This window comes from Nonomuraea sp. NPDC002799 (genome assembly GCF_053592075.1).
Genome location: NZ_JBSFVA010000003.1, coordinates 428,852 through 451,620 on the forward strand (window position 1 = coordinate 428,852; position 22,769 = coordinate 451,620).

General features: G+C 72.5%; 22 protein-coding genes. 17 read left to right on the forward strand and 5 right to left on the reverse strand.

What is annotated here, in order from left to right; translation table 11 throughout:
- The first annotated feature begins 290 nt into the window (after positions 1 to 290).
- Entirely contained in the window at positions 291 to 1,493 is a 1,203-nt protein-coding gene (locus ACWD0F_RS08765) for a bifunctional adenosylcobinamide kinase/adenosylcobinamide-phosphate guanylyltransferase (protein WP_449873330.1), read from the forward strand.
- On the opposite strand, the gene ACWD0F_RS08770 is transcribed toward ACWD0F_RS08765, so the two are convergent.
- Positions 1,494 to 2,294, reverse strand: coding sequence for an ABC transporter ATP-binding protein (locus ACWD0F_RS08770; RefSeq protein WP_449873331.1), 801 nt, complete (start codon positions 2,292 to 2,294; stop codon positions 1,494 to 1,496).
- 34 nt (positions 2,295 to 2,328) lie between these two features.
- Between ACWD0F_RS08770 and ACWD0F_RS08775 the strand changes: the two genes are divergently transcribed.
- Complete coding sequence (locus ACWD0F_RS08775) at positions 2,329 to 3,249, forward strand: adenosylcobinamide-GDP ribazoletransferase (RefSeq protein ID WP_449873332.1); 921 nt, start codon at positions 2,329 to 2,331, stop codon at positions 3,247 to 3,249.
- 82 nt (positions 3,250 to 3,331) lie between these two features.
- On the opposite strand, the gene ACWD0F_RS08780 is transcribed toward ACWD0F_RS08775, so the two are convergent.
- Genes ACWD0F_RS08780 through ACWD0F_RS08790 form a run of 3 tightly spaced genes read right to left on the reverse strand, consistent with a single transcriptional unit; the run spans position 3,332 to position 5,561 of the window.
- The gene (locus ACWD0F_RS08780) at positions 3,332 to 4,249 is read right to left on the reverse strand and encodes a CPBP family intramembrane glutamic endopeptidase (protein ID WP_449873333.1); all 918 of its coding nucleotides are present in this window, start codon (positions 4,247 to 4,249) and stop codon (positions 3,332 to 3,334) included.
- A complete protein-coding gene (locus ACWD0F_RS08785) occupies positions 4,246 to 5,217 on the reverse strand; it encodes a hypothetical protein (RefSeq protein WP_449873334.1) in 972 nt (323 codons plus the stop codon). Before ACWD0F_RS08785 ends, ACWD0F_RS08780 begins: the two co-directional genes overlap by 4 nt.
- Positions 5,214 to 5,561: a GntR family transcriptional regulator gene (locus ACWD0F_RS08790; RefSeq protein ID WP_449873335.1), complete on the reverse strand. Its 348-nt coding sequence runs from the start codon at positions 5,559 to 5,561 to the stop codon at positions 5,214 to 5,216. Before ACWD0F_RS08790 ends, ACWD0F_RS08785 begins: the two co-directional genes overlap by 4 nt.
- A gap of 105 nt (positions 5,562 to 5,666) precedes the next feature.
- Here ACWD0F_RS08790 and ACWD0F_RS08795 point away from each other — a divergent pair, with 105 nt between their 5' ends.
- The 14 genes from ACWD0F_RS08795 to ACWD0F_RS08860 all read left to right on the forward strand — a co-directional run bounded on the left by ACWD0F_RS08795 (position 5,667) and on the right by ACWD0F_RS08860 (position 21,026).
- Positions 5,667 to 7,136: a leucyl aminopeptidase gene (locus ACWD0F_RS08795; protein WP_449873336.1), complete on the forward strand. Its 1,470-nt coding sequence runs from the start codon at positions 5,667 to 5,669 to the stop codon at positions 7,134 to 7,136.
- A gap of 50 nt (positions 7,137 to 7,186) precedes the next feature.
- Complete coding sequence (gene lpdA, locus ACWD0F_RS08800) at positions 7,187 to 8,551, forward strand: dihydrolipoyl dehydrogenase (protein WP_449873337.1); 1,365 nt, start codon at positions 7,187 to 7,189, stop codon at positions 8,549 to 8,551.
- Between the two features lie 38 nt (positions 8,552 to 8,589).
- Entirely contained in the window at positions 8,590 to 10,059 is a 1,470-nt protein-coding gene (gene sucB, locus ACWD0F_RS08805) for a 2-oxoglutarate dehydrogenase, E2 component, dihydrolipoamide succinyltransferase (protein ID WP_449873338.1), read from the forward strand.
- Positions 10,060 to 10,144: 85 nt separating this feature from the next.
- Positions 10,145 to 11,038: a TIGR01777 family oxidoreductase gene (locus ACWD0F_RS08810; RefSeq protein ID WP_449873339.1), complete on the forward strand. Its 894-nt coding sequence runs from the start codon at positions 10,145 to 10,147 to the stop codon at positions 11,036 to 11,038.
- A gap of 33 nt (positions 11,039 to 11,071) precedes the next feature.
- Positions 11,072 to 11,809, forward strand: coding sequence for a Type 1 glutamine amidotransferase-like domain-containing protein (locus ACWD0F_RS08815; RefSeq protein WP_449873340.1), 738 nt, complete (start codon positions 11,072 to 11,074; stop codon positions 11,807 to 11,809).
- Between the two features lie 37 nt (positions 11,810 to 11,846).
- Positions 11,847 to 12,539 (forward strand): lipoyl(octanoyl) transferase LipB, encoded by a 693-nt coding sequence (gene lipB, locus ACWD0F_RS08820; protein ID WP_449873341.1) that lies wholly within the window; start codon positions 11,847 to 11,849, stop codon positions 12,537 to 12,539.
- 58 nt (positions 12,540 to 12,597) lie between these two features.
- Positions 12,598 to 13,578 carry a hypothetical protein gene (locus tag ACWD0F_RS08825; RefSeq protein WP_449873342.1) on the forward strand — a complete coding sequence of 327 codons (981 nt, stop codon included), beginning with the start codon at positions 12,598 to 12,600 and terminating at the stop codon, positions 13,576 to 13,578.
- Positions 13,579 to 13,620: 42 nt separating this feature from the next.
- Entirely contained in the window at positions 13,621 to 14,550 is a 930-nt protein-coding gene (gene lipA, locus ACWD0F_RS08830) for a lipoyl synthase (RefSeq protein WP_449873343.1), read from the forward strand.
- 169 nt (positions 14,551 to 14,719) lie between these two features.
- Complete coding sequence (locus tag ACWD0F_RS08835; protein WP_449873344.1) at positions 14,720 to 15,679, forward strand: AraC-like ligand-binding domain-containing protein; 960 nt, start codon at positions 14,720 to 14,722, stop codon at positions 15,677 to 15,679.
- 89 nt (positions 15,680 to 15,768) lie between these two features.
- The gene (locus tag ACWD0F_RS08840; protein ID WP_449873345.1) at positions 15,769 to 16,155 is read left to right on the forward strand and encodes a VOC family protein; all 387 of its coding nucleotides are present in this window, start codon (positions 15,769 to 15,771) and stop codon (positions 16,153 to 16,155) included.
- The gene (locus tag ACWD0F_RS08845) at positions 16,131 to 16,994 is read left to right on the forward strand and encodes an alpha/beta fold hydrolase (RefSeq protein WP_449873346.1); all 864 of its coding nucleotides are present in this window, start codon (positions 16,131 to 16,133) and stop codon (positions 16,992 to 16,994) included. Before ACWD0F_RS08840 ends, ACWD0F_RS08845 begins: the two co-directional genes overlap by 25 nt.
- A 124-nt stretch (positions 16,995 to 17,118) precedes the next feature.
- Positions 17,119 to 19,512 carry a beta-glucosidase H gene (locus tag ACWD0F_RS08850; RefSeq protein WP_449873347.1) on the forward strand — a complete coding sequence of 798 codons (2,394 nt, stop codon included), beginning with the start codon at positions 17,119 to 17,121 and terminating at the stop codon, positions 19,510 to 19,512.
- A 69-nt stretch (positions 19,513 to 19,581) separates the two neighbouring features.
- Positions 19,582 to 20,262, forward strand: a complete 681-nt coding sequence (locus tag ACWD0F_RS08855; protein WP_449873348.1) for a DUF4191 domain-containing protein — start codon at positions 19,582 to 19,584, stop codon at positions 20,260 to 20,262.
- On the forward strand, positions 20,262 to 21,026 hold the full coding sequence (locus tag ACWD0F_RS08860; protein ID WP_449873349.1) for a class I SAM-dependent methyltransferase: 765 nt from the start codon (positions 20,262 to 20,264) through the stop codon (positions 21,024 to 21,026). The genes ACWD0F_RS08855 and ACWD0F_RS08860 overlap by 1 nt, the downstream gene beginning before the upstream one ends.
- A gap of 52 nt (positions 21,027 to 21,078) precedes the next feature.
- On the opposite strand, the gene ACWD0F_RS08865 is transcribed toward ACWD0F_RS08860, so the two are convergent.
- Complete coding sequence (locus ACWD0F_RS08865; protein WP_449873350.1) at positions 21,079 to 21,540, reverse strand: RDD family protein; 462 nt, start codon at positions 21,538 to 21,540, stop codon at positions 21,079 to 21,081.
- A gap of 77 nt (positions 21,541 to 21,617) precedes the next feature.
- Between ACWD0F_RS08865 and ACWD0F_RS08870 the strand changes: the two genes are divergently transcribed.
- Positions 21,618 to 22,721: a hypothetical protein gene (locus ACWD0F_RS08870; protein WP_449873351.1), complete on the forward strand. Its 1,104-nt coding sequence runs from the start codon at positions 21,618 to 21,620 to the stop codon at positions 22,719 to 22,721.
- Positions 22,722 to 22,769 lie beyond the last annotated feature (48 nt).

Genomic DNA, 22,769 nt, shown 5'->3' on the forward strand with positions numbered 1-22,769 from the left:
CATGCCATACGCTCCTTTTCGCGGGTTCGCCGGCGCACCCTCCGCAGGCACTGGAACCCTACTCCCGAGCTTGGAGATCCATCGCGGCCGCGCGCCTGTCGCGTCGCGGCGGGCCCCCGGCCCCGGCGCGCGCCGCCCGGACGCGCCGGCGATCAGGGCTCCGTCATGGCCACCCGCCGCCACCCGCAGCCCACCGCGTCCCGCTGACGGCGGGGCCCGCCCCCCGCCGCGTCCCGCTGACGGCGGGCCCGTGGCATCGCTCCGCGCCGGTCCTTTGTACGCTCGGCGCGGTGAAAGTCCTTCTCTCCGGTACGGCCGGCGGCGCGGGCTGGCCGCGACCCGGCTGCGGCTGCCTGTCCTGCGCCGGGCTGCCCTCGGGCCATCGCCGCCCGTTCGAGGCGATCGTGGACGGCGTCGTCCGGCTCCCGTCCGCCGATCCACCGCCCGGGATCACAGACGGCGTCGTCCGGCACCCGTCCGCCGATCCACCACCCGGGATCACAGACGGCGTCGTCCGGCACCCGTCCGCCGATCCACCACCCGGGTACGCGGTCTGCGCCGGCGGCCTGGGGCTGACCTGTCCCGGCGGCTCCGCCGTGCTCCACCTCCCCGCGGGGCGTCCCCTGCCCGTGGACGGGCCCGCCCGGTACGACGTCGTGCTGATCGACCTGCTCGACCGGCCGGAGCGGCTGGGAGAGCTGCGGCGGGCCGGGCTGGCCGATGACGCGACCCTGGTGGTGGCCGTCGGGCTGGATCACCGGGTCCGCTCGGAGGCGGAGCTGGCCCGGCGGTTGCGGTTGTGGGGAGCCGTCGCCGTACCCGACGGGACGGAACTGCAGACCGCGCCGGGCCGGCCCGGGCCCGGCGGGACGGGTGGTCACGTGCGGCGGGCGTTGTTGCTGGGCGGCTCGCGGTCGGGGAAGTCGGCCGAGGCCGAGCTGCGGCTGGCCGGCGAGCCCCACGTCACCTACGTCGCCACCGGCCCGGACGGGGCGGGCGACGGCGAGTGGGCGGAGCGGGTGCGGGCACACCGGCGGCGGCGGCCCGCGCACTGGGCCACGTTGGAGACCACGGCCGGGACCAGGCCGGAGACCAGGCCGGAGACAACGCCCGGGACCATGCCGATGGCCACGCCTGGGGCGGCGGAGAAGATCACGGCGGGGGGCGCCGACCTGGCGGAGGTGATCCGGAGCGCCACCACGCCGCTGCTGATCGACGGGCTCGGGACGTGGCTGACGGCCGTGTTCGACGCGCATGGGGCCTGGGAGGGCGATCGCACGCCGGTCGCCGATCGGTGCGACGAGCTGGTGGCGGCCTGGCGGCAGGCGCCTGGGCCGATCGTGGCGGTGTCCGACGAGGTCGGGATGGGGGTGGTGCCCGCGACGGCCAGCGGCCGGGCCTTCCGCGACGCGCTCGGGCGGCTCAACGAGCGTCTGGCCGCCGAGTCGGAGTATGTGGCGCTGGTGGTCGCCGGGCGGCTGCTGGAGCTGTGATCAGGGGCGGAAGGCCCGCGCGTACCAGCGGCCGTCCAGCCGGTCCACGTGCAGAGGGCGGCCGAAGCAGTCGGACAGGTTGCCGGAGGTGAGGACCTCACCCACGGAACCGGCGGCCAGGACCCGGCCGTCGCGCATCAGCAGGGCGTGCGTGGTCGTCGCGGGCACCTCCTCCAGGTGGTGCGTCACCGTCACGGTGGTCAGGACGGGGCGGGTCGTGGCGAGCACCTCGACGGCGCTGATGAGGTCTTCCCTGGACGGCAGGTCGAGGCCCGCGAAGGGCTCGTCGAGCAGCAGCACCGCCGGGTCCGCCATGAGCGCCCTGGCCACCCGCACCCTGGCCCGCTCTCCTTGGGAGCACACGCGGAACGGCCGGTCGGCCAGCTCCTTGCTGCCGAGGTCGGCCAGCATCCGGTGGGCGCGCTCATGCTCGGCGTCGCCGTACTTGTCCCACAGGGGGACGCTCGTGCCGGTGTGCCCGGTGAGCACCACGGTGTGCGCGGTCGCACCCTCCTGCTCCAGCAGTTCCTCGTCGATGAGCCGCTGGCTGGCGGCGACCAGGCCGATGTGGCGGCGCAACTCGCGCAGATCGACCCGGCCGAGCCGGTGCCCGAGCACCTTGACCGTGCCCGCACTGGGATGGCGTACGGCCCCGGCCAGCGAGAGCAGCGTCGTCTTGCCCGCGCCGTTGGGGCCGAGGATCACCCAGTGGTCGCCGTAGTCCACCTGCCAGTCGATGTTGTCGAGCAGCGACTTGCCGACGACCCGGACACCTACACCTTCGAGTTCAAGCACGTGCATCCCGCCACATTAGTGCGCCCTAGGATCGTCCGTTATGCGGCTGGTGCACGGAGTGCGGTTCGCGGTCGGGACACTCAGCGTCTTTCCGGTACGGGTCGAACGCGTGGATCGTGCGGTCGCGGGGCAGGCGATGACGCTGGCTCCGGCGGTCGGGCTGATGCTCGCACTGGTCGCCGCGCTGCCGCTGGCGCTGCCCGTGCCGCCGCTGCTGGCGGCCGCGCTGGCGGCCGGGCTGCTGGCCGTGCTGACCCGGGGACTGCACCTGGACGGGCTGGCCGATCTGGCGGACGGGCTGGGCAGCGGCAAGCCCGCTCCTGCGGCGCTCGACATCATGAAAAAGTCGGATATAGGGCCGTTCGGCGTGGTGACGCTGGTGCTCACGCTGCTCATCCAGGTGCTCGCGCTGGCCGACGCCGGCATCACGGGGCTCCTCACGGCGTGCGTGGCGGGGCGGCTGGCGCTGACGTGGGCCTGCCGGTCCGGGGTCCCGGCCGCGCGGGAGGAGGGGCTGGGGGCGATGGTCGCCGGCACGGTACGCCCTCTCGCCGCCTGGCTGGTCACTCTGGCCGCGGTCCTGGCCGCGGCCGTCCTGGGCCTGCTGAGCGCCCCGGGAACGCCCTTCCTGGCCTCGGGCGCCGAACCCGGGATGACGGAGTCCTATGACGCCCGGGACGCCATCTCCGTGGCCTGCCTCGCGGACTCCTGTCCCGCCGGGTTCGAGACATGGGGCGGCATGCTCTCTTCCTATCCCGTGGAACCCCTGGTGGAGGGAACCGGGCTGGACCTTCCCGGCGTCGTCGCGCTGCCGGCCGCGCTGCTGACCGGGCTGGTGGCCGCGCTGCTGCTGCTGCGCCACGCCCGGCGCCGCCTCGGCGGGATCACCGGTGACGTCCTGGGCGCCCTCGTGGAGACCGCGACGGCGGCCGCGCTGGTCACCGCCGCCGTACTCGGCTGAGGCCCCGGTCCGCGAGATTCAGGCCGGCGGGCGGCGGCTGATCCGCGGGGCTCCGGCCACCTCTCACGCCGGGTCCGCGAATTCAGGCGCCGGCTGCGGCCGGGTCCGCGAGGTCGAGCGCCGGCCGCGGCGGGCGTACCGGGAAGAAGCGGAGCAGGGCCGCGCCGGCGAGCCCGAGCAGGACCCAGCCGACCAGGCCGGTGATGCCGGCCACCACCTCGTTCGGCGGCGCGGCGGCGTCGCCGAACTGCAGGGCGAGCCCGGCGACGGCGTTCAGCGAGCCGTGCGCGACCACGGCGGGCCACACGCTGCCCGTACGCAGCCGCAGCCAGCCGAACAGCACCCCGGCCAGCACGCAGAAGCCGATGAACACCAGCGCGGCCCACGATCCCAGACGCGGGTAGTTGTAGCCGAGCAGCGTCAGGGGCGCGTGCCAGACGCCCCAGATCGCGCCGGACAGCAGGAGGGAGGCGACGACGCCGTTCGTGGACATGAGCCTGGGCAGCAGCCAGCCGCGCCAGCCCCACTCCTCGCCGAGCGCCGGGATGGCGTTCAGCACGGGCCCGGCGACGACCGCCACCACGACCTGCAGCGCGGCGATCGTGCCCAGGTCGGCGGGGACGCTCACGCCCTGGGCGCGCAGCCCGTCCCGGATGAGGCTGAGCCCGGCGTAGTCCAGCGAGACCAGCCCCACGGCGGCGCTGAGCCCCAGCGCCACGAACACCAGCAGCGGCATCCCCAGCCAGGCGGTCAGCAGGACCAGGCCGGTGCGCTTGCGGTCGCCGCCGAGCGTCAGCCCGGTCTGCCTGGCCCACTCGCGGAACGGCGTGCGCGTGACCGCCCACACGCCGAGCACGCCCACGCTGGGCGTGAACATCATCAGCGCGGCCAGCCCCACCATCATCGGCGAGCCCAGCCCGCCGTCGAGCCAGAGGGGCAGCGTCACCGCCCAGGACAACCCGAAGGCCAGCACGATGAAGATGACCAGCGGTCTTTTCATGACTCCACTCGCTCCGCTATGAGGGCGTTGATGAGGGACGCGCCGCGGGCGGCGTCGTCGATGCTGATCGCCAGGGTCCCGCCGGAGCGGTAGGTGAGGACCAGGCATTCGCCGCCGCGCAGCATGATGGTGGCGCTTCCCGGCAGCCCGCGGAAGCCCCAGCCGCCGACCTGGCTCGGACGGCGCACCTGCGAGGTGGCGGACGCGATCTTCGACAGCGGGATCTTCCGCGCCGGCCAGCCGAACGGCCCGAACCCGATGGCGAGGCCGTCGTGGCCGGCCCGCACGGTGAGCGTCATGGTGGCCAGGCCGGCGATCGCCGCGATGGCGAGCCCCGGCAGGAGCGCCGAGGCCGTCGGGCTGGGCAGCGCGCCGGCGACGCTGAGCGCCCCGGCGGCGACGAGGGCGATCAGCGCGCCGATGCCGAGGACGCTCAGTCCCGAGTTGGTGACGCGGCTGACCCAGACCGTGCGCTGGCCCGGCCGCAGCCGCAGCCGGGGCGGCACGTCGCCGCCGGCGGGCGCCTCGTCGGGGACGCCCCTGCCGAGGTAGCCGGCCAGCGCGGCGCCACCGAACGCGACGGCCAGCACCGCGACGACCTGCCAGGCGGACAGCCGGGCCGCGGTCCAGACGGCCTGGTCGAGGTTGGCCGCCACCGTCGTGACGTTCATGCCGACGACGAGCAGGGCCCACCCGAACAAGAAGCCCCACCAGGTCACCCGGCCGTTCCGGAAGACCAGGGCCCGGCCGTGCGCGGCCAGGCCGAGCATGATCAGCCAGGGGACGGCCCACAGCAGGAGCACCATGAGCAGGTACGCGGTGAACGACATGGACCCGTCCGGCCCGTCACCCGGCCCCCAGTGCGTGGCCAGGGGGTCGGGCAGCCGGTCGCGTGACGCCAGCGGGATCAGGAGCACGGTGGCGGTGACGATCAGCCCCCATCCGAAGGCGACGACTCCGGGCTTCATGGCAGTTCCTCCAAAATCGTGATGAGGTCGGCGCGGCCGTAACCGTACTTTCCGGCCTCCTCCAGCAGCTCACGGGCCCGCTGCACGAGCAGGGCGCGCCCGTCGGCGCGGCCGGCCACGCTGACCCCGCGCCCCCGCCTGAACTCCAGCAGCCCCTCGTCCCGCAGGTCGCGCAGCGCCCGCAGGACCGTGTTGGGATTGATCCCGAGCGCCACGGCGAGGTCGCGGGCCGACGGAAGGCGGTCGCCCGGCAGGTAGGAGCCCTCGCCGATGGCGCGGCGTATGGCGCCCGCGACCTGATCGTGCAGGGGGCGAGCGTCGGTCAGATCCAGCGTCAGCAACATGGTGCTAATGACACTAGCACCATGGCACGCAGAACGCTGACCATTGATTTGTGGGATGAACCCCTGTTTGTGAGTACGCAGAAACCGTGGATAGCATCGGTTTACGTGACCACTGTGCGGCTGAACTCAGCAGATCCAGTCTCCATCGACACCGACGCGTTGGTCGTCGGCTTCAGGTCCGGCCAGGAAGGCCCACGCGCCGCCGCCGGAGGGGAGTCCCTCGACGCGGCCTTCGGCGGCAAGCTCGCCGCCTCCCTCAGCGCCGTCGCCTTCTCCGGCAAGGCCGGTGAGCTGGCCAAGCTGCCCACGTTCGGCGCCATCTCCGCTCCGCTGCTGGTCGCGGTCGGCCTGGGCGACGAGCCCGACGCCGAGGGCCTGCGCCGGGCCGCGGGCGCCGCCGTGCGCTCCCTGGCCGGCACCGCCCGCGCCGCGCTCGTCCTGCCCGCCGGCAGCCCCAAGGAGGCCGAGGCCGTCGCGCTGGGCGGCCTGCTCGGCGCATACGCCTTCCTGCGCTACCGCACCGGCGGCGAGCAGAAGGCGCCGGTCTCCGAGCTCACGGTGGTCTCCGACCAGCCGGAGAGCGTCGCCGAGCGCGCCGGCGTGCTGGCCGAGTCCGTCGCGCTGGTTCGCGACCTGGTCAACACGCCTCCCTCGGACCTGTGGCCGGCCAAGTTCGCCGAGATCGCCGAGCAGGTGGGCGGCAAGGCCGGGCTGAGCGTCGAGGTGCTCGACGACAAGCAGCTCAAGGACGGCGGCTACGGCGGCATCGTCGGTGTCGGCCAGGGTTCGGCCAACCCGCCGCGCCTGGTCCGCCTCTCCTACACCCACCCGGAGGCCGGCAAGACGCTGGCGTTCGTGGGCAAGGGCATCACGTTCGACTCGGGCGGCCTGTCGCTCAAGCCGTCGGCGGCGATGGACTGGATGAAGTCCGACATGGGCGGCGCGGGCGCGGTGCTCGGCGCCCTGGTCGGCATCGCCAGGCTCGGCCTGCCGGTCAACGCCATCGGCTACCTCTGCCTGGCCGAGAACCTGCCGAGCGGCACCGCGCAGCGCCCCTCCGACGTCCTGCACAGCTACAGCGGCAAGACGGTCGAGGTGCTCGACACCGACGCCGAGGGCCGGCTGGTGCTCATGGACGGCATCGCCAGGGCCGCCGAGGACGCGCCCGACGTGATCGTCGACGTCGCCACGCTCACCGGCGCGCAGATCGTCGCGCTCGGCTGGCGCACCGCCGGCGTCATGGCCAACGACGACGACGTCAGGGAGCTCGTCGTGGCGGCGGCCGGCGACGCGGGCGAGGGCGCCTGGGGCATGCCGCTGCCGGAGGAACTGCGCAAGGGCCTCGACTCGCCGATCGCCGACATCGCCAACCTGCAGCCGGAGCGCTGGGGCAGCATGCTGGCGGCGGGCATCTTCCTGAAGGAGTTCGTCCCCGACGGCGTGCGCTGGGCCCACATCGACATGGCCGGTCCCGCCTTCAACAAGGGCGAGCCGCACGGTTACACCCCCAAGGGCGGCACGGGCGCCATCACCCGCACCCTCATCGGACTCGCCGAGCGGCACGCGAGCATCTGAAACAGATGAAAAGATGACGGCATCACGAACACCCGACAAGGAGCCTTCCTGTGGCCTTTGACATCGTCGTCCTAGGTGGCGGCAGCGGCGGTTACGCCTGCGCGCTTCGGGCGGCTGAGCTGGGCAAGTCGGTCGCGCTGATCGAGCGAGACAAGATCGGCGGCACCTGCCTCCACAGGGGATGCATCCCCACGAAGGCCCTGCTGCACTCGGCCGAGGTCGCCGACGAGACCCGCGAGAGCGCGGCCTACGGCGTCAAGGCGCGCTTCGACGGCATCGACGTCCCGGGCGTCCACGCCTTCAAGGACAAGATCGTCACGCGGGCGTGGAAGGGCGTGCAGGGCCTGCTCAAGGGCGCGGGCGTGACGATCGTCGAGGGCGAGGGCCGCCTGGTCGGCCCCACCAGCGTCCAGGTCGGCCAGGAGATCTACGAGGGCCGCAACCTCGTCCTGGCCACCGGCTCGGCACCGAAGTCGCTGCCCGGCCTGGAGATCGACGGCGAGCGCGTCATCACCAGCGAGCACACCCTCAAGATGGACCGCGTGCCCACCTCGGTGATCGTGCTGGGCGGCGGTGTGATCGGCGTCGAGCTGGCCAGCGTCTACCGCTCGTTCGGCGCCGAGGTCACGATCGTCGAGGCCCTGCCGCACCTGCTGCCGACCGAGGAGGAGTCCAGCTCCAAGCTGCTGGAGCGGGCCTTCCGCCGCCGCGGCATCAAATACGAGCTGGGCGTCTTCTTCGACGGCGTCAAGACCACCGAGACCGGTGTGGTCGTCACCCTGGCCAACGGCAAGACCCTCGACGCCGAGCTGCTGCTCGTCGCGGTCGGCCGCGGCGCCGTCTCCTCGGGCATGGGCTTCGAGGAGCAGGGCATCACCGTGGAGCGCGGCGCGGTCGTGGTCGACGAGCACTGCCAGACCTCGGTGGCCGGGGTCTACGCCATCGGCGACGTGATCCCGACGCTCCAGCTCGCGCACGCCGGCTTCGCGGAGGGCATCATGGTGGCCGAGCACATCGCCGGCCTCAACCCGCCGCCGATCGACTACGCGGGCGTGCCGCGCATCACCTACTCCGACCCCGAGGTGGCCTCCGTCGGCATCACCTCGGCGCAGGCGGCCGAGCGCGGCATCGAGACCGTCGAGCAGGTCTACGACCTGGCGGGCAATCCCAAGAGCCAGATTCTCGGCACCGCCGGCGCCGTCAAGGTCATCGCCCAGAAGGACGGCCCGGTCGTCGGCGTCCACATGGTGGGCCGGCGCATCGGCGAGCTCGTCACCGAAGGCCAGCTCATCTACAACTGGGAGGCGCTGCCCGCAGAGGTCGCCCAGCTCATCCACGCACACCCGACCCAGTCCGAGGCCATGGGTGAGGCCATGCTGGCCCTGGCCGGCAAGCCGTTGCACGTCCACAACTAGTCCAGCCCTCGAGATCAGAACGCGAGAGAAGAATAACGATGCCGGTCTCCGTACAGATGCCCCAGCTCGGCGAGAGCGTGACCGAGGGCACGGTAACCCGTTGGCTGAAGAAGGAGGGCGAGCGCGTCGAGGCCGACGAGCCGCTCCTCGAAGTGTCGACCGACAAGGTCGACACCGAGATCCCGTCGCCGTCCGCGGGCGTTCTCACCAAGATCGTCGTGGCTGAGGACGAGACGGTCGAGGTCGGGGCCGAGCTCGCCGTCATCGACGAGAACGGCCAGGAGGGCGCGCCCGCCGCGGCCCCGGAGGCCGCGCCCGCGCCGGCTCCCGAGCCCGAGCCCGAGCCTGAGCCCGCCCCCGCGCCGGCTCCCCCGGCCTCCTCCATCCCGCAGCCCGCCCCGGCTCAGCCCGCTCCGGCGCCCGCGCCGGCCCCGGCCCCGGCGCCCGCTCCTCAGGCCGCCGCCCCGGCGCGGCAGCAGCCCGCGGCCGAGCCCGCCTCGTTGTCGTCCTCGGGTGACAGCCCGTACGTGACGCCGCTGGTGCGCAAGCTCGCCAACGAGCACGGCGTCAACCTCGACGCGATCAACGGCACCGGCGTGGGCGGCCGCATCCGCAAGCAGGACGTGCTGGAGGCCGCCAAGGCACAGCGCGAGCAGGCCACCGCGGCCCAGGCGGCACCGGCTCCGGCCGCCGCTCAGGCCGCTCCGGCCACCGCGGCCCCCGCTCAGGCTCAGGCCGCGCCGGCGTCCGCCGCCGCCCCCGAGCCCGTGGAGGTCGACACCACGCTGCGCGGCCGCACCGAGAAGATGTCGCGCCTGCGTCAGACGATGTCGAAGCGGCTGGTGGAGTCGCTGCAGACGGCCGCCCAGCTCACCTCGGTGGTCGAGGTCGACGTCACCAAGATCGCGCGGCTGCGCGAGCAGGCGAAGGCCGACTTCCTGCGCCGCGAGGGCGTCAAGCTGTCGTTCATGCCGTTCTTCGAGATGGCCGCCATCGAGGCGCTCAAGCAGCACCCGAAGCTCAACGCGACGATCAACAACGAGACCATGGAGGTCACGTACTTCGACGTCGAGCACCTCGGCCTCGCGGTCGACACCGAGCGCGGCCTGATCGCGGCGGTCATCAAGAACGCCGGCGACCTCAACCTGGCCGGGCTCGCCCGCAAGACGGCCGACCTGGCCGAGCGCACGCGTGCCAACAAGGTGACGCCTGACGAGATCACCGGCGGCACCTTCACGCTGACCAACACGGGCAGCCGCGGCGCCCTGTTCGACACGCCGATCCTCAACCAGCCGCAGGTCGGCATGCTCGGCACGGGCGCCGTCGTGAAGCGTCCCGTGGTGCTCGACACCGCCGACGGTGAGGTCATCGCGGTGCGGTCGATGGTCTACCTGGCGCTGACCTACGACCACCGCCTGGTCGACGGCGCCGACGCGGCCCGCTTCCTGACGACGATCAAGCGTCGTCTGGAGGAGGGGCGTTTCGAGGCGCAGCTCGGGCTCGCGTAACGCGGCCGACGGGTTCGAAGGCCGGGTGGCTGCGCGCCGCCCGGCCTTTCGCGTGTCCGCGGCCGGCCCGGCGTACTGTGTGGCTATGGCGATCATCGTGACGGGAGCGTCGGGGCTGCTCGGCTCGGCGCTGGTGGAGGCGCTGCGGGCCGGCGGCCAGGAGGTCGTCAAGCTCGTCCGGCGGGAGCCGCGCGAGGCCGATGAGGCTTACTGGCAGCCGGCCGAGCAGGTGATCGACCTGGCCGCGCTCCGGAGCGCCACCGGCGTGGTCCACCTGGCCGGGGCGTCCATCGGGGACAAACGGTGGAGCGCGGCCTACAAACGCGAGCTGGTCGCCAGCCGGGTCGAGGGCACCCGGGTGCTCGTCGACGCGCTGCGCGAGCTGGACACGCCGCCTGAGGTGCTCGTCTCCGCCTCTGGAGTGGACTTCTACGGCGATACCGGCGACCGGGTGATCGATGAGAGCCAGGGCAAGGGCACGGGCTTCCTGGCGGACATGTGCGAGCTCTGGGAGGGCGAGGCGCAGCGGGCGGAGGAGTCGGGGGTGCGCACGGTGCGGCTGCGCACGGGGCTGGTCCTCAGCAAGCGCGGCGGGGCGCTCGGGCGCATGTTGCCCGTCTTCAGGATGGGGCTGGGGGCGCCGCTGGGGACCGGGAAGCAATACTGGTCGTGGATTTCGCTGGCCGACTGGACGCAGGCCGTACTGCATATCTTGAAAAATCGGGATATCTCGGGACCGGTGAATCTGACCTCCCCGACTCCGGTCACGAACGCCGTTTTCACCCGCGAGTTCGGAAAAGCCCTGCACCGGTCGACGATGCCGATCCCCGTGCCGGCGTTCGCGCTCTCGCTCGGGCTCGGCGAGTTCGCCCGCGAGGGGCTGCTGCCCTCGCACCGAATCCTGCCGAAGAAGCTGGCGGACGGTGACTATCGCTTCACCCATACCAGCCTCGACGACGCGCTACGGGCCGTAATCTAGTGTGCGGTCGTCGTTCAGCAGGGAGATCTTGACATGATCCGGTCAGGACAATCGCACATCCTCGCCATCGGAGGCGGGTCGTTCCGCCCGAGCGGGCGTCACAACCTCATCGAGGCGAGCCCGCTGCTGCGCTACGGCCTCGACCTGACCGGACAGGACCGCCCCAAGCTCGGGCTGGTCGCCACGGCGGTGGGCGACTCGGCCGACTGGCTGCTGAAGATGTACGGCGCGTTCGCGGGCTGGGACGTCGAGGTGAGCCACCTGTCGGTGTTCCCGATGCCCAACGTCGAGGATCCCCGGGCGTGGATGCTCGACCAGGACATGATCTATGTCTGCGGCGGCAGCGTGGCCAACCTCATGGCCCTGTGGCGGCTGCACGGCCTCGACGCGTTCTTCGAGGAGGCGTGGCAGTCCGGGGTGGTGTTGTCGGGGCAGAGCGCCGGAGCGCTGTGCTGGCACGTCGGCGGCAACACCGACTCCTTCGGCCCCGAGCTGCGGGTGTGGGCCGAGGGCATGGCCCTGCTCCCCTACTCCTGCGGCGTCCACTACAACGCCGAGCGCCAGCGCCGCCCGCTGCTGCAGAAGTCGGTGGCCGACGGCGAGCTGCCCGGTGGCTACGCCGCCGACGAGGGTGTGGGCCTGCACTACGTGGGCACCGAGTTCATCCAGGCCGTGACGGTCGACCCGGGCGCCTTCGCCTACAAGGTCGACCACGACGGGTCGGGCGGGGTCAAGGAGGTCAGGATCGAGCCGCGCCTTTTGACCCCCTGATTACCCTTCAGGGGTGAGGCACCGGCACAATAGACCCATGCGCCCCATCCACGGGGACGATCCCCACGCACTCGCCATCGTCCGCCTCGGCGTCGACGTGCCCTACGAGCAGGCCTGGTCGCTGCAGCGCTGGGTGCATGGCAAGCGGGTCGCCGGAGAGCTGAGCGACACCGTCCTGTTCCTGGAGCACGCGCCCGTCTACACCGCCGGCAAGCGCACCGCCCCGCACGAGCGCCCCTCCGACGGCACCCCCGTCGTCGACGTCGACCGGGGCGGGCGCCTCACCTGGCACGGTCCCGGCCAGCTCGTCGCGTATCCCATCGTGGCCGTCACGGACGTGAGCGCCTACGCCTGCCGCCTCGAAGACACGATGATCCAGGTCTGCGCCGACTTCGGCGTCACGGCCAGGCGCGTGCGGGGCAGGAGCGGCGTCTGGGCGGCCGGCGACGCCAGTCTGGGGCTGCCCGACCGCCAGCTCGGCGCGGTCGGCCTGCGTTACGCGCGGGGCGTCACCATGCACGGCTTCGCCCTCAACTGCGCCAACGACCCCCGCTGGTTCAACCGCATCGCACCGTGCGGCATCCCCGACGTCGGCGTGTCGTCGTTGTCGGCGGAGACCGGCCGCCGGATCGTGGCCGAGGAGGTCCTGCCGATCGCGGAGAAACGGCTGGCGGAGGCGCTCGGCCTGCAGGCCGTCGACGTCCACGAGGAGGACCTGCTCCGCCGGTGACCGAATCGGCATCTGTTCACCGACATGATCCGGTGCTCTCCGGCTTACCATCACCCGTGTGAAACGCGTCTCCGCCCTCGTTCTCGCTCTCATCGTGCACCTGCTGACGCTGGCCTTCGTCGCGCTCGGCGGGTGGGTCATCCTCACCAACGCCGGCTCGCTGCTGGCCTGGCTGGTCGGCGGGCTGAGCCTGGCCGTCGGCTGGGTGCTGCGGCCACGCCTGGGCCGGCTGCCCGCCGACGCCGAGGTGCTCGACCGCCCATCGGCTCCTGAGCTGTACGACGTGGCCGGGCGCGTGGCCGACCGGATCGGCGTCAAGCGCCCCAGGAAGGTGGCGATCAGGGACCTGGCCACGGAGACCGCCTACGACCGGATCGGCCTGTCCCGCGTTCCCACGCTGATCGTCGGGCTGCCGCAGTGGCTGGCACTGCCGCCGAGGCAGCGGGTCGCGCTGCTGGCCGCCGCGTACGCCAGGCTCCCGAGCGGCGAGGAACTCGTGGTGAGCGGGGCGCTGTTCACGCTGGGCGCCTGGCGGGAGGCCCTGATGGAGGCCGAGCCGCTGCGCGTCAGGCAGGAGGCGCAGACCAAGATCACGGCCGCCTCGCTGGGGCCCCTGGACCAGCCGGACACCACGTACGAGGTGGCGGGCTTCTTCGGCCGGATACTCGGCCGGGTGCTCGGCGCGCCCGTGCTGCTGGCCGAGTACGCGCTGACCCGGCTGGCCGACGCCGGCCTGCCCCGCACGCAGGAGCGGCATCGGGCGCTGGCGCTGCGGGTCGTGTCCGAGGCGGAGCTGACGGAGCTGGCACGGCTGGCCCGCGGCGGCTATCTCGCGCCGATGCAGGCGGCGGCGCTGCGCGGCGAGAGCGTGGCCTCGATCAGGCAGGGCGCGCTGGCCAGGTTCCAGCGCGCCGAGGACGGCGTGCTCGTCTCCGCCGCGCGCACCGAGTTACTGGGCACCCGCGAATCGGCGCGGATCGACGACGAGCTGCTCGCCCACTACACGCGGGCGATCCGCGGTTTCGGGCTCATCACCTGACCCTGGAACGGGCCGGTTGCTCAGGAGACGTAAGCTGAGAACGTGACCGTTGCTCCTGAAGGCCGAAAGCTCCTCCGCCTGGAGGTGCGTAACGCCGAAACCCCTATCGAGCGCAAGCCCCCGTGGATCAAGACCAAGCTGAAGACGGGCCCCGAATACACCGAGCTGAAATCGCTCGTGCGCCGGGAAGGCCTGCACACGGTCTGTGAAGAGGCGGGCTGTCCCAATATCTACGAGTGCTGGGAAGACCGCGAGGCGACCTTCCTCATCGGCGGCGACCAGTGCACCCGCCGCTGCGACTTCTGCCAGATCGACACGGGCAAGCCGAAGGAGTATGACCGCGACGAGCCCCGCCGGGTGGCGGAGTCCGTCCAGCAGATGGGCTTGAAATACGCGACCGTGACCGGCGTGGCCCGTGACGACCTGCCCGACGGCGGCGCCTGGCTCTACGCCGAGACCGCGCGCCAGATTCACGGCCTGCTGCCCGGATGCGGGGTCGAGCTGCTGGTGCCCGACTTCAACGGCGACCCCGACCAGTTGGCGGAGGTCTTCTCCAGCCAGCCCGAGGTGTTCGCGCACAACGTCGAGACGGTGCCGCGGATCTTCAAGCGGATCCGCCCCGCGTTCCGCTACGAGCGTTCGCTGGGCGTGATCTCGACGGCACGCGAGGCCGGGCTCGTCACCAAGTCCAACCTGATCCTGGGCATGGGCGAGACGCGTGAGGAGGTCGTCGAGGCCATGCGCGACCTGCACGCGGCCGGCACCGACCTGCTCACCATCACCCAATACCTGCGGCCGACGCCGAGGCATCACCCGGTGGAGCGGTGGGTGAAGCCGGAGGAGTTCGTGGAGCTGCAGGCCGAGGCCGAGGCCATCGGGTTCGCCGGGGTGTTGTCGGGGCCGCTGGTCCGCTCGTCCTACCGGGCCGGGCGGCTGTACAAGCAGGCGATCGAGGCGCGGCAGAACGTCTGAGAACTGAGCCCCGGGCGCAGTGCGGCCCGGGGCTTTTTCCTGCCCCGGGCGCATGCGGTCCGGGGCTCTTCCTGCCCCGGGCGCGTGCGGCCTGGGGCTTCTCGTGGTCGTGCTCGCGGGCCGCGTGGCGTGGTTAGCATGGCAGCTCAGCCGACGGAGGGCGACGGGCATGGCCATCCTGATCCGCACGAGCGACCTGCCTGCCAGGCATCGTCACGACGCCTGGCGGAGCATCGTGTGCGACACGCTGGGCCCGCTCGACACCCGGATCGACCCGGACACGCCGCTGCGGGGCGAGATCGAGCTCGGGCAGCTCGGCCCCCTGCGCGTCGGCCGCATCCACACCTCCACCCCGCACAGCGTGCACCGCACCCCCGGCCTGATCCACCGCGACAACCCCGAGCTCTACCGGGTCGTGCTGGCCGTCTCGGGCAGCCCGCGCCTGTCGCAGGACGACCGGCAGGCCCAGCTCACCCGGGGCGAGTTCGCGATCTACGACTTCACCCGGCCCTACGAGCTGGCCTATGACTCGGCGGTGCGGCTGGCGGTGTTCGGCTTCCCGCGCGAGCTGCTGGCCCTGCCGCTCGACTCCGTCGCCGCGCTCACCGCCGTGCCCATCACCGCCGAGTCGGGCGCGGGCGCGCTGGCCGTCCCCCTGCTGCGCCGGGTGGCCATGGATCATGAGACCTACCGGCCGGACAGCGCGTCCAGGCTGTCGGCCGTGGTGATGGACCTGATCGGCGCCGCCGTCGCCGAGCGTTTGGAGCGGACGCGGCTGCTGCCCGCCGACTCGCACCGGCGCACGCTGCTGCTGCGCGTGCACGCCTTCATCGAGCGGCGCCTGGGCGAGATCGACCTCGATCCGGCCGTCATCGCGGCCGCGCACCACATCTCCGTACGCTACCTGCACCGGCTGTTCGAGTCGGAGGACACGACGGTGGCCGCCTGGATCCGGCAGCGGCGGCTCGAACGTTGCCGCGCGGAGCTGGCCGAAGGCGGCACCGAGTCGGTGAGCGCCATCGGGGCCCGCTGGGGGCTGCCGGACTCGGCCCACTTCAGCAGGTTGTTCCGGCGCGCGTACGGCATGCCGCCCGCCGAATACCGCCGCCACCGGCCGCCGGTGCGCTGAACGTCAAGCCCTCTGGCGCTCAGGTCCAAGACCGGAGTGCCCCGGATCGCCCAGACTTCGAGGCGAATCGAAGGAAGGGATCACGAAAAATGCAGCTTTTCGTCAACCTGCCGGTGAAGGAGCTGGACCGGTCGAAGGCGTTCTTCACCCACCTCGGCTTCGACCTGTTCGGCATGGCCGAGGGCATGGCGTCGGTGATCATCAGCGAGCAGACGCAAGTGATGTTGCTGACCGAGCCGACGTTCTCCTCCTACATCACCAAGGAGATCGCCGACGCCGGCAAGTCCACCGAGGCGGTCCTGGTGCTCGGCGTGGAGAACCCCGCTCAGGTGGATGACCTGGTGGACAAGGCCCTGGCGGCCGGGGCCGCGCCCGCGGGCGTCCAGCACGAGGACGGCTTCCGCTACCAGCGCGGCTTCGCCGACCTCGACGGTCACCACTGGGAGGTGCTGTGCCTGGTGCGACCGGCCGGGTGAGCGGGCGGACGACCTCGGCCGACGGCACCGCCATCGCCTTCGACCGGTACGGCTCGGGGCCGGCGGTCGTCCTGGTCCACGGCGCGTTCACGAGCAGGGGACACGCCACGCCGGCCGGCGTGGCGGCCGGCCTGGCGCCGTGGTTCACGGTGTTCGACTATGACCGGCGGGGGCGGGGCGGCAGCGGGGACAACCGGCCGTACGCCGTCGAGCGGGAGGTCGAGGATCTGATGGCGGTGATCTCGGCGGCGGGCGGGTCGGCCATGGTGTTCGGCGGCTCGTCGGGCGGGGCGCTGGTCCTGGAGGCCGCCGCACGCGGGGGCGCGGGGGACGGCGGAGAGCCGGTGGACGGGGAAGGCGGCCGGGGTGCGGGGATCGTGAAGCTGGCCGTGTGGGAGCCGCCGTACCACGTGGACGGCGGCGCGCCCGCGCTGCCGTACGACTTCGCGGCGCAACTGGACGCGCTGGTGCGGGCGGGGCGGCGGGCGGAGGCCGTGGAGCGGTTCATGGTGGAGGCGGCCGAGGCGCCGCCGCAGGCCGTGGCGGCGATGCGCGCGCAGCCCTCGTGGGCCCGGATCGAGGCGGTCGCGCACACCCTGGCCTACGAGGCCGCCGTGCTCGGGCCGGGCAACGTGCCGCCGGCCGCGCGGCTGGCCGCGATCACCCGGCCGACGCTGGTGCTCAACGGCGAGGACAGCCCCGCGTGGATGGGGAACGCGGGCCTGGCGGTCGCGGCGGCCGTGCCGGGGGCGATGCGCCGGGTGCTGGAGGGGCAGGCGCACAACGTGGCCCCCGAGGCGCTCGTGCCCGAACTGCTGGAGTTCTTCGTCGCCGCCTGAGCGACGGCCACGTCCGGGTTGGTCGCGCCCGGCTGGTCACGCCTGACCGACCGTGACCAACTGGCCGCGTCTGGTTGGTCGCGCCCGGCTGGGAGCGCTGCGATCCGGTGGGAACACTACGATCGTGGACTACGACGAACTGATCAGCCGGCTCGACCTCGACACCAAGATCCGCCTGCTCACCGGGGCCGACATGTGGTCGCTGCCGCCGCTGCCCGAGATCGGGCTCGACCGGATCGTGATGAGCGACGGGCCCATCGGCGTACGCGGGGAGCAGTGGACCTCCGCCGACCCCTCGATCGCCCTGCCCAGCCCGACCGCGATGGCCGCGACGTGGGACGTGGACCTGATCGGGCGGGTGGGCCGGCTGCTCGCCCAGGAGGCCCGGCGCAAGGGTGTGCACGTGCTGCTCGCCCCCACGCTCAACCTGCACCGCTCCCCGCTCGGCGGCCGGCACTTCGAGTGCTTCTCCGAGGATCCGCACCTGGCGGCCGAGATCGGCGTCGCCTACGTCGAGGGCGTCCAGGAGGGCGGCGTCGCCACCACGCCCAAGCACTACGTGGCCAACGACTTCGAGACCGACCGCTTCACCGTGGACGTCCGGGTGAGCGAGCGGGCGCTGCGGGAGGTCTACCTGCGGCCGTTCGAGCGGGTGGTGGAGGCCGGGGCGTGGGGCGTCATGACGGCCTACAACGCGGTGAACGGCACGACCATGACCGAGCACGCGGAGCTGGTCAACGGGGTGCTGAAGGGCGAGTGGGGGTTCGACGGGTTCGTCGTGTCCGACTGGACGGCGGTGCGCTCGACCGAGGCCGCCGCCCTGGGCGGCACCGACGTGGCCATGCCGGGGCCGGGCGGCCCCTGGGGTCCGCGGCTGGCGGCGGCCGTACGGGAGGGGCGGGTGCCGGAGCCGGTGATCGACGACCACGTCCGCCGCGTCCTGCGCCTGGCCGAGCGCGTCGGCGCCCTGCGGGACACCGGACGGCCCTCCAAGCCGCCCGAGCCCTCCGCGCCCTCCGTCGACGGCGTGGCGCTGGCTCGCGAGGTGGCCACGCGCGGCTGCACCCTGCTCGCCAACGACGGCGTCCTGCCGCTGGCGGACGTCCGGACGATCGCGCTGATCGGCTCGGCCGCCGCCGAGGCCCGGGTCATGGGCGGCGGCAGCGCCCAGGTCTTCCCCGACCGCGTCGTCTCGCCCCTGCGCGGCCTGAGCGAGCGGGCCGAGGTCCGGTACGCCGTCGGCACCGACCCCAGGGTCCGCCTGTCACCGCTCACGCGCCCCGCCACGGCCGTCTTCCTCGACGCGGCGGGCGGCCCGCTGGCCGAGTGCCCGCTGGGCACCACCGAGGCCCGCTGGATCGGGCAGTTGCCGCCCGGTGTGGACGGCGACCGGCTCAAGGCGGTGCGGCTGAGCACCGCGTACACGCCTGAGGTGACGGGCGAGCATGAGCTGTCCGTGGCCGGTGTGGGCTCCTACATGCTCACGGTGAACGGCGCGGCCGTCTTCGACGAGAGCATCGACCTGGCCGGGGACGACCTGGCGTTGGCCTTCCTGTCCCCGCCGGAGCGGCGGGTGCGGGTGCCGATGACGGCGGGCGAGACGTACGAGCTGGCCGTGACGCACCTGGCGGGCACGTTCGCCGGCCTCGCGTTCGTGTCCTTCACCCTCGGCCACGCCGACCCGAGCCCGGGCGAGGAGGCGCTGCTGGCCGAGGCCGCCCGGGTGGCGGCGGAGTGCGACGTGGCGGTGGTGGTGGTCGCGACCACGCCGGAGGTGGAGAGCGAGGGCTTCGACCGGACGGACCTGCGGCTGCCGGGACGGCAGGACGACCTGGTCCGCGCGGTCGCCGCGGCCAACCCCCGGACCGTGGTGGTCGTCAACGCCGGCTCGCCGGTGGAGATGCCGTGGGCGGAGGAGGCCGGGGCCGTGCTGCTGACCTGGTTCCCCGGCCAGGAGGCGGGGACGGCGCTGGCCGGCGTGCTGTTCGGCGACGCCGAGCCGGGCGGCCGGCTGCCGACGACCTGGCCCAGGAGGCTGGCGGACGCGCCCGTGGCCGGCGTGACGCCGGTCGGCGGGGTGGTCGCGTACGAGGAGGGCAGGACGCCGGTCGGCGGGGTCGTCGCGTACGAGGAGGGCGAGTTCATCGGCTACCGGGCGTGGGAGCGGTCAGGGCGCGAGCCGGCGTTCTGGTTCGGGCACGGCCTGGGGTACACGACCTGGTCCTACGACTCGATCGCGGCCGAGGGCGCCACCGTGACCGTGGCCGTCACCAACACGGGGACGCGCCCGGGACGCGAGGTCGTTCAGCTCTATCTCGCCGACGGGGCGGACCGGCGGCTGGCCGGGTTCGACGTGGTCGAGGCCGATCCGGGGCAGACGGTGATCACGACGGTGTTCCTGCACGAGCGGGCCTTCCAGACCTGGTCGGACGGCTGGCGCACGGCCGAGGGCGAGTACACGGTGGAGGCTTCCCACCACGTGGCCGATCCCCGTCTGTCCATCACCGTGAAGATCTAGCGTCGCGAAAGGTGAATTGGCCGGGCCGCGTTTTCCATACTGCACCAGTTGGTTTGTATCCTTCTGAGCATGGCAAAGTCCGAGGACCAAGAGAAGCCGGGGCGCATCAAGCAGCTCCGCATGATCGCGCAGATCATCAAGCAGGCCAATCCCAAGGGATTGCCGATCGTCTTCCTTTCGGCGCTCGGCACGCTCGCTGTGGTCGTCGTGATCGGTCTGGTCACGGACTACCTGTGGTATTCCGTGTTCATCGGCATCCTGGCGGCGTTCACCGTGGGGCTGGTGGTCTTCGGGCAGCTCGCCCAGCGGGCCCAATACTCCATCCTGCACGGCCAGACGGGCGCCGCCGCGGCGGTGCTGCAGGGCATGCGCGGCAACTGGCAGGTGACCCCGGCCATCGCCGTCAACCGTGACCAGGACCTGATCCATCTCGTCGTCGGCCATCCCGGCGTCGTGCTCGTGTCCGAGGGGCCCGGCAACCGGGTGTCGAGGATGCTGGCGGCCGAGAAGAAGCGGGTCGCGCGGGTGGTGCTGGGCGTCGAGATCTACGACGTGCAGTGCGGCGACGGCGAGGGCCAGGTGCCGCTGGGCAAGCTGCAGCGCCACATCATGAAGCTGCCGCGCAACCTGAAGAAGCCGTCGGTCAACGAGGTGAAGGACCGGCTGCGCTCCCTGCCGAAGAACGTGCCGATGCCCAAGGGGCCGATGCCCAAGGGCGCGCGCATGCCGCGCGGCCCCAAGATGCGCTAGTGCCGTCCGTCTCCTCTCTCGCCAACCGGGGCTGGTGGGACGGCAACGCCGACGACTACCAGGTCGAACACGGCGGGTTCCTGCGGGACACCGGGTTCGTCTGGTGTCCCGAGGGCGTTGACGAAGCCGACGCGCACCTCCTCGGCGAGGTGCGCGGCCGGCGCGTGCTGGAGATCGGCTGCGGCGCGGCACAGTGCGCGCGGTGGCTGGTGACGCGGGGTGCGGAGGTGGCGGCGTTCGACATCTCGCACCGCCAGCTCCGCCACTCCCAGCGCATCGACGACGGCACCGGGCTGCGGGTTCCCGTGGTGCAGGCCGACGCCGAGGTGCTGCCGTTCGCGGCGGACGCCTTCGACCTGGCCTGCTCCGCGTTCGGGGCGCTGCCGTTCGTGGCCGATCCGCTCGCGGTCCTCCGCGAGGTGCGCAGGGTGTTGCGGCCGGGCGGCCGGTTCGTGTTCTCGGTGAGCCATCCGATCCGGTGGGCGTTCCCCGACGATCCGGGGCCGCGCGGGCTCACGTCCGACCGGTCCTACTTCGACCGCTCCCCCTACGAGGAACACGACGCGAACGGCGCCGTCACCTACGTCGAGCACCACCGTACGATGGGCGACTGGGTGAATCTGGTGCTGGCCTCCGGGCTGAGCCTGACCGGCTTGCTGGAGCCCGAGTGGCCCGAGGGGCACGACCGGGTGTGGGGCGGCTGGAGCCCGCTGCGCGGCCGTCACCTGCCGGGCACGGCCATCCTCAGCTGCGGGAATACCTAGCGGCGGACCACTTTGTCCGCGGCGCGGCAGGCGCGGGCCGCAGGGCGCCGGGTCACATGCGGACGACCATCGTGTTGGACGCGCGGTCGTGCACGCCCCGATGGTCGCGGTCCCAGATCAACGCGGGCACGGCCAGGCCCAGCAGCACGGTGCGCACCAGCACGGGCAGCAGGCGGGGGCTGCCGCCGTCCATCGCGGCGACCCTGACGCCCGCCAGCCGGTGACCGAACGTCTGCCCCATGAACCCGACCAGGATCAGGTATTGGACGGCGAAGACGACCACCGGCGCCCACGGCGACTCGGCCGGGTTCATCCGGAACACGAGCTGCACGACCACCCAGGTGCAGATCATCCAGTCGATGACCAGGCCGGCGATCCTGCGGCCCCAGCCGGCGATCGACCCGCTGCCCTCCTCGGGCAGGCCCAGCCGCTCACCCGGATATCCGAGATCGACTCCGGCGGCGCGGAGCCCGCCCAGCCATGTCTGCGTCCACCGGGGCTCGTTCCTGCTCATGCCCCTAACGGTATCCGCCCGGCAGGGCGGTCGGCATTGTGACCCAACCGCGTCGAAACGTGTCCATGATGGACGCCATGCCAAGCGGGGATGACCTTGAAAAGCGCTTCAACGAGCTGGTGTCGCAGATCGACGCCGACGAACAGCGCAAGATGCGGGCGGCCGCCAAGAAGGCGGCCAAGGAGCCGTCGGGCTCCGTACGTCCGAGCAGGCCGGGGGGTCATGTCCGGGCATGGGCGGATGACGGTCACCCAGCCGGGCGGCCACGCCGGGCGGGGCGGACCTGGCTCGCGCTGGCCTGCGTCATGGCCCTGATCGCGGCCTCGGGCACCGTCGTCATCTTCCGCCCCGACCTGCTCGGCCCCGGGGGCCCGGTGCCGGAGGAGACCATGCCGGTGGAGGCGGCCTCCTGGCCGGCGGAGACCGGCGGTCCCGTACCCGAGGAGACCGCGCCGGTCAGCCCCGCTCCCGAGCCCGAGCGGCCGGAGTTACGGCTGTTCGAGGGGACACCGGCGGAGGACTACGCGGAGGGCGCGGCCGGCTTCGTCATGCCGAAGGCCAAGGCGATCGGCGGGCTGTCCAAGAAGGACGTGGCCAAGGGGCTGGCGCGGGCACGGGCGCTGCTGGCGGCCTCGAACCTCGATCGCAAGACGCTCATGGGCGGCAAGCCCAAGAAGTTCATGGAGCTGCTCCACCCCGACGAGCGCTCCTGGTTCGCCAAGAACCTCGGCCGCCGCAAGCCGTGGGACAGCCGGGTGTGGGTGACGAGCTTCGCGCCCAAGACCGCGGAGCAGGCCAGCAAGGTGATCAAGGTGAACGGCCGGGCGAAGTTGTCGTCGTTCAAGAAGAAGAACGGGCTCGCCGGCGCCAAGCTGACGACGAACTACATCGTCGTGCACGCGATCCAGCGGCCCGGCCAGCCTGACACGGCGATGCGGCTCGTCACGCACGAGCGCGGCACGATGCTGATGTATCGCGACACGCGGGGACTGATCATCTGGGTCGAGGACTGGGGCGGCAGCTCCACACCTGCCCGGTGTGACACGAAGGACGGTTACATCCACCCCTCCTACGCCGACTCCGTCCCCGACAAGGTGGGGGCGACGGGCCCGCCCAGCGATCCCTACGACCTCGACACGCCCGAGGTCGAGGGCGAATGCGGGGCCTCCAAGGGGACCTGAGCCCCGCACGACACACCCTTGCGCATGACTGACTCTGCGTAACACGTG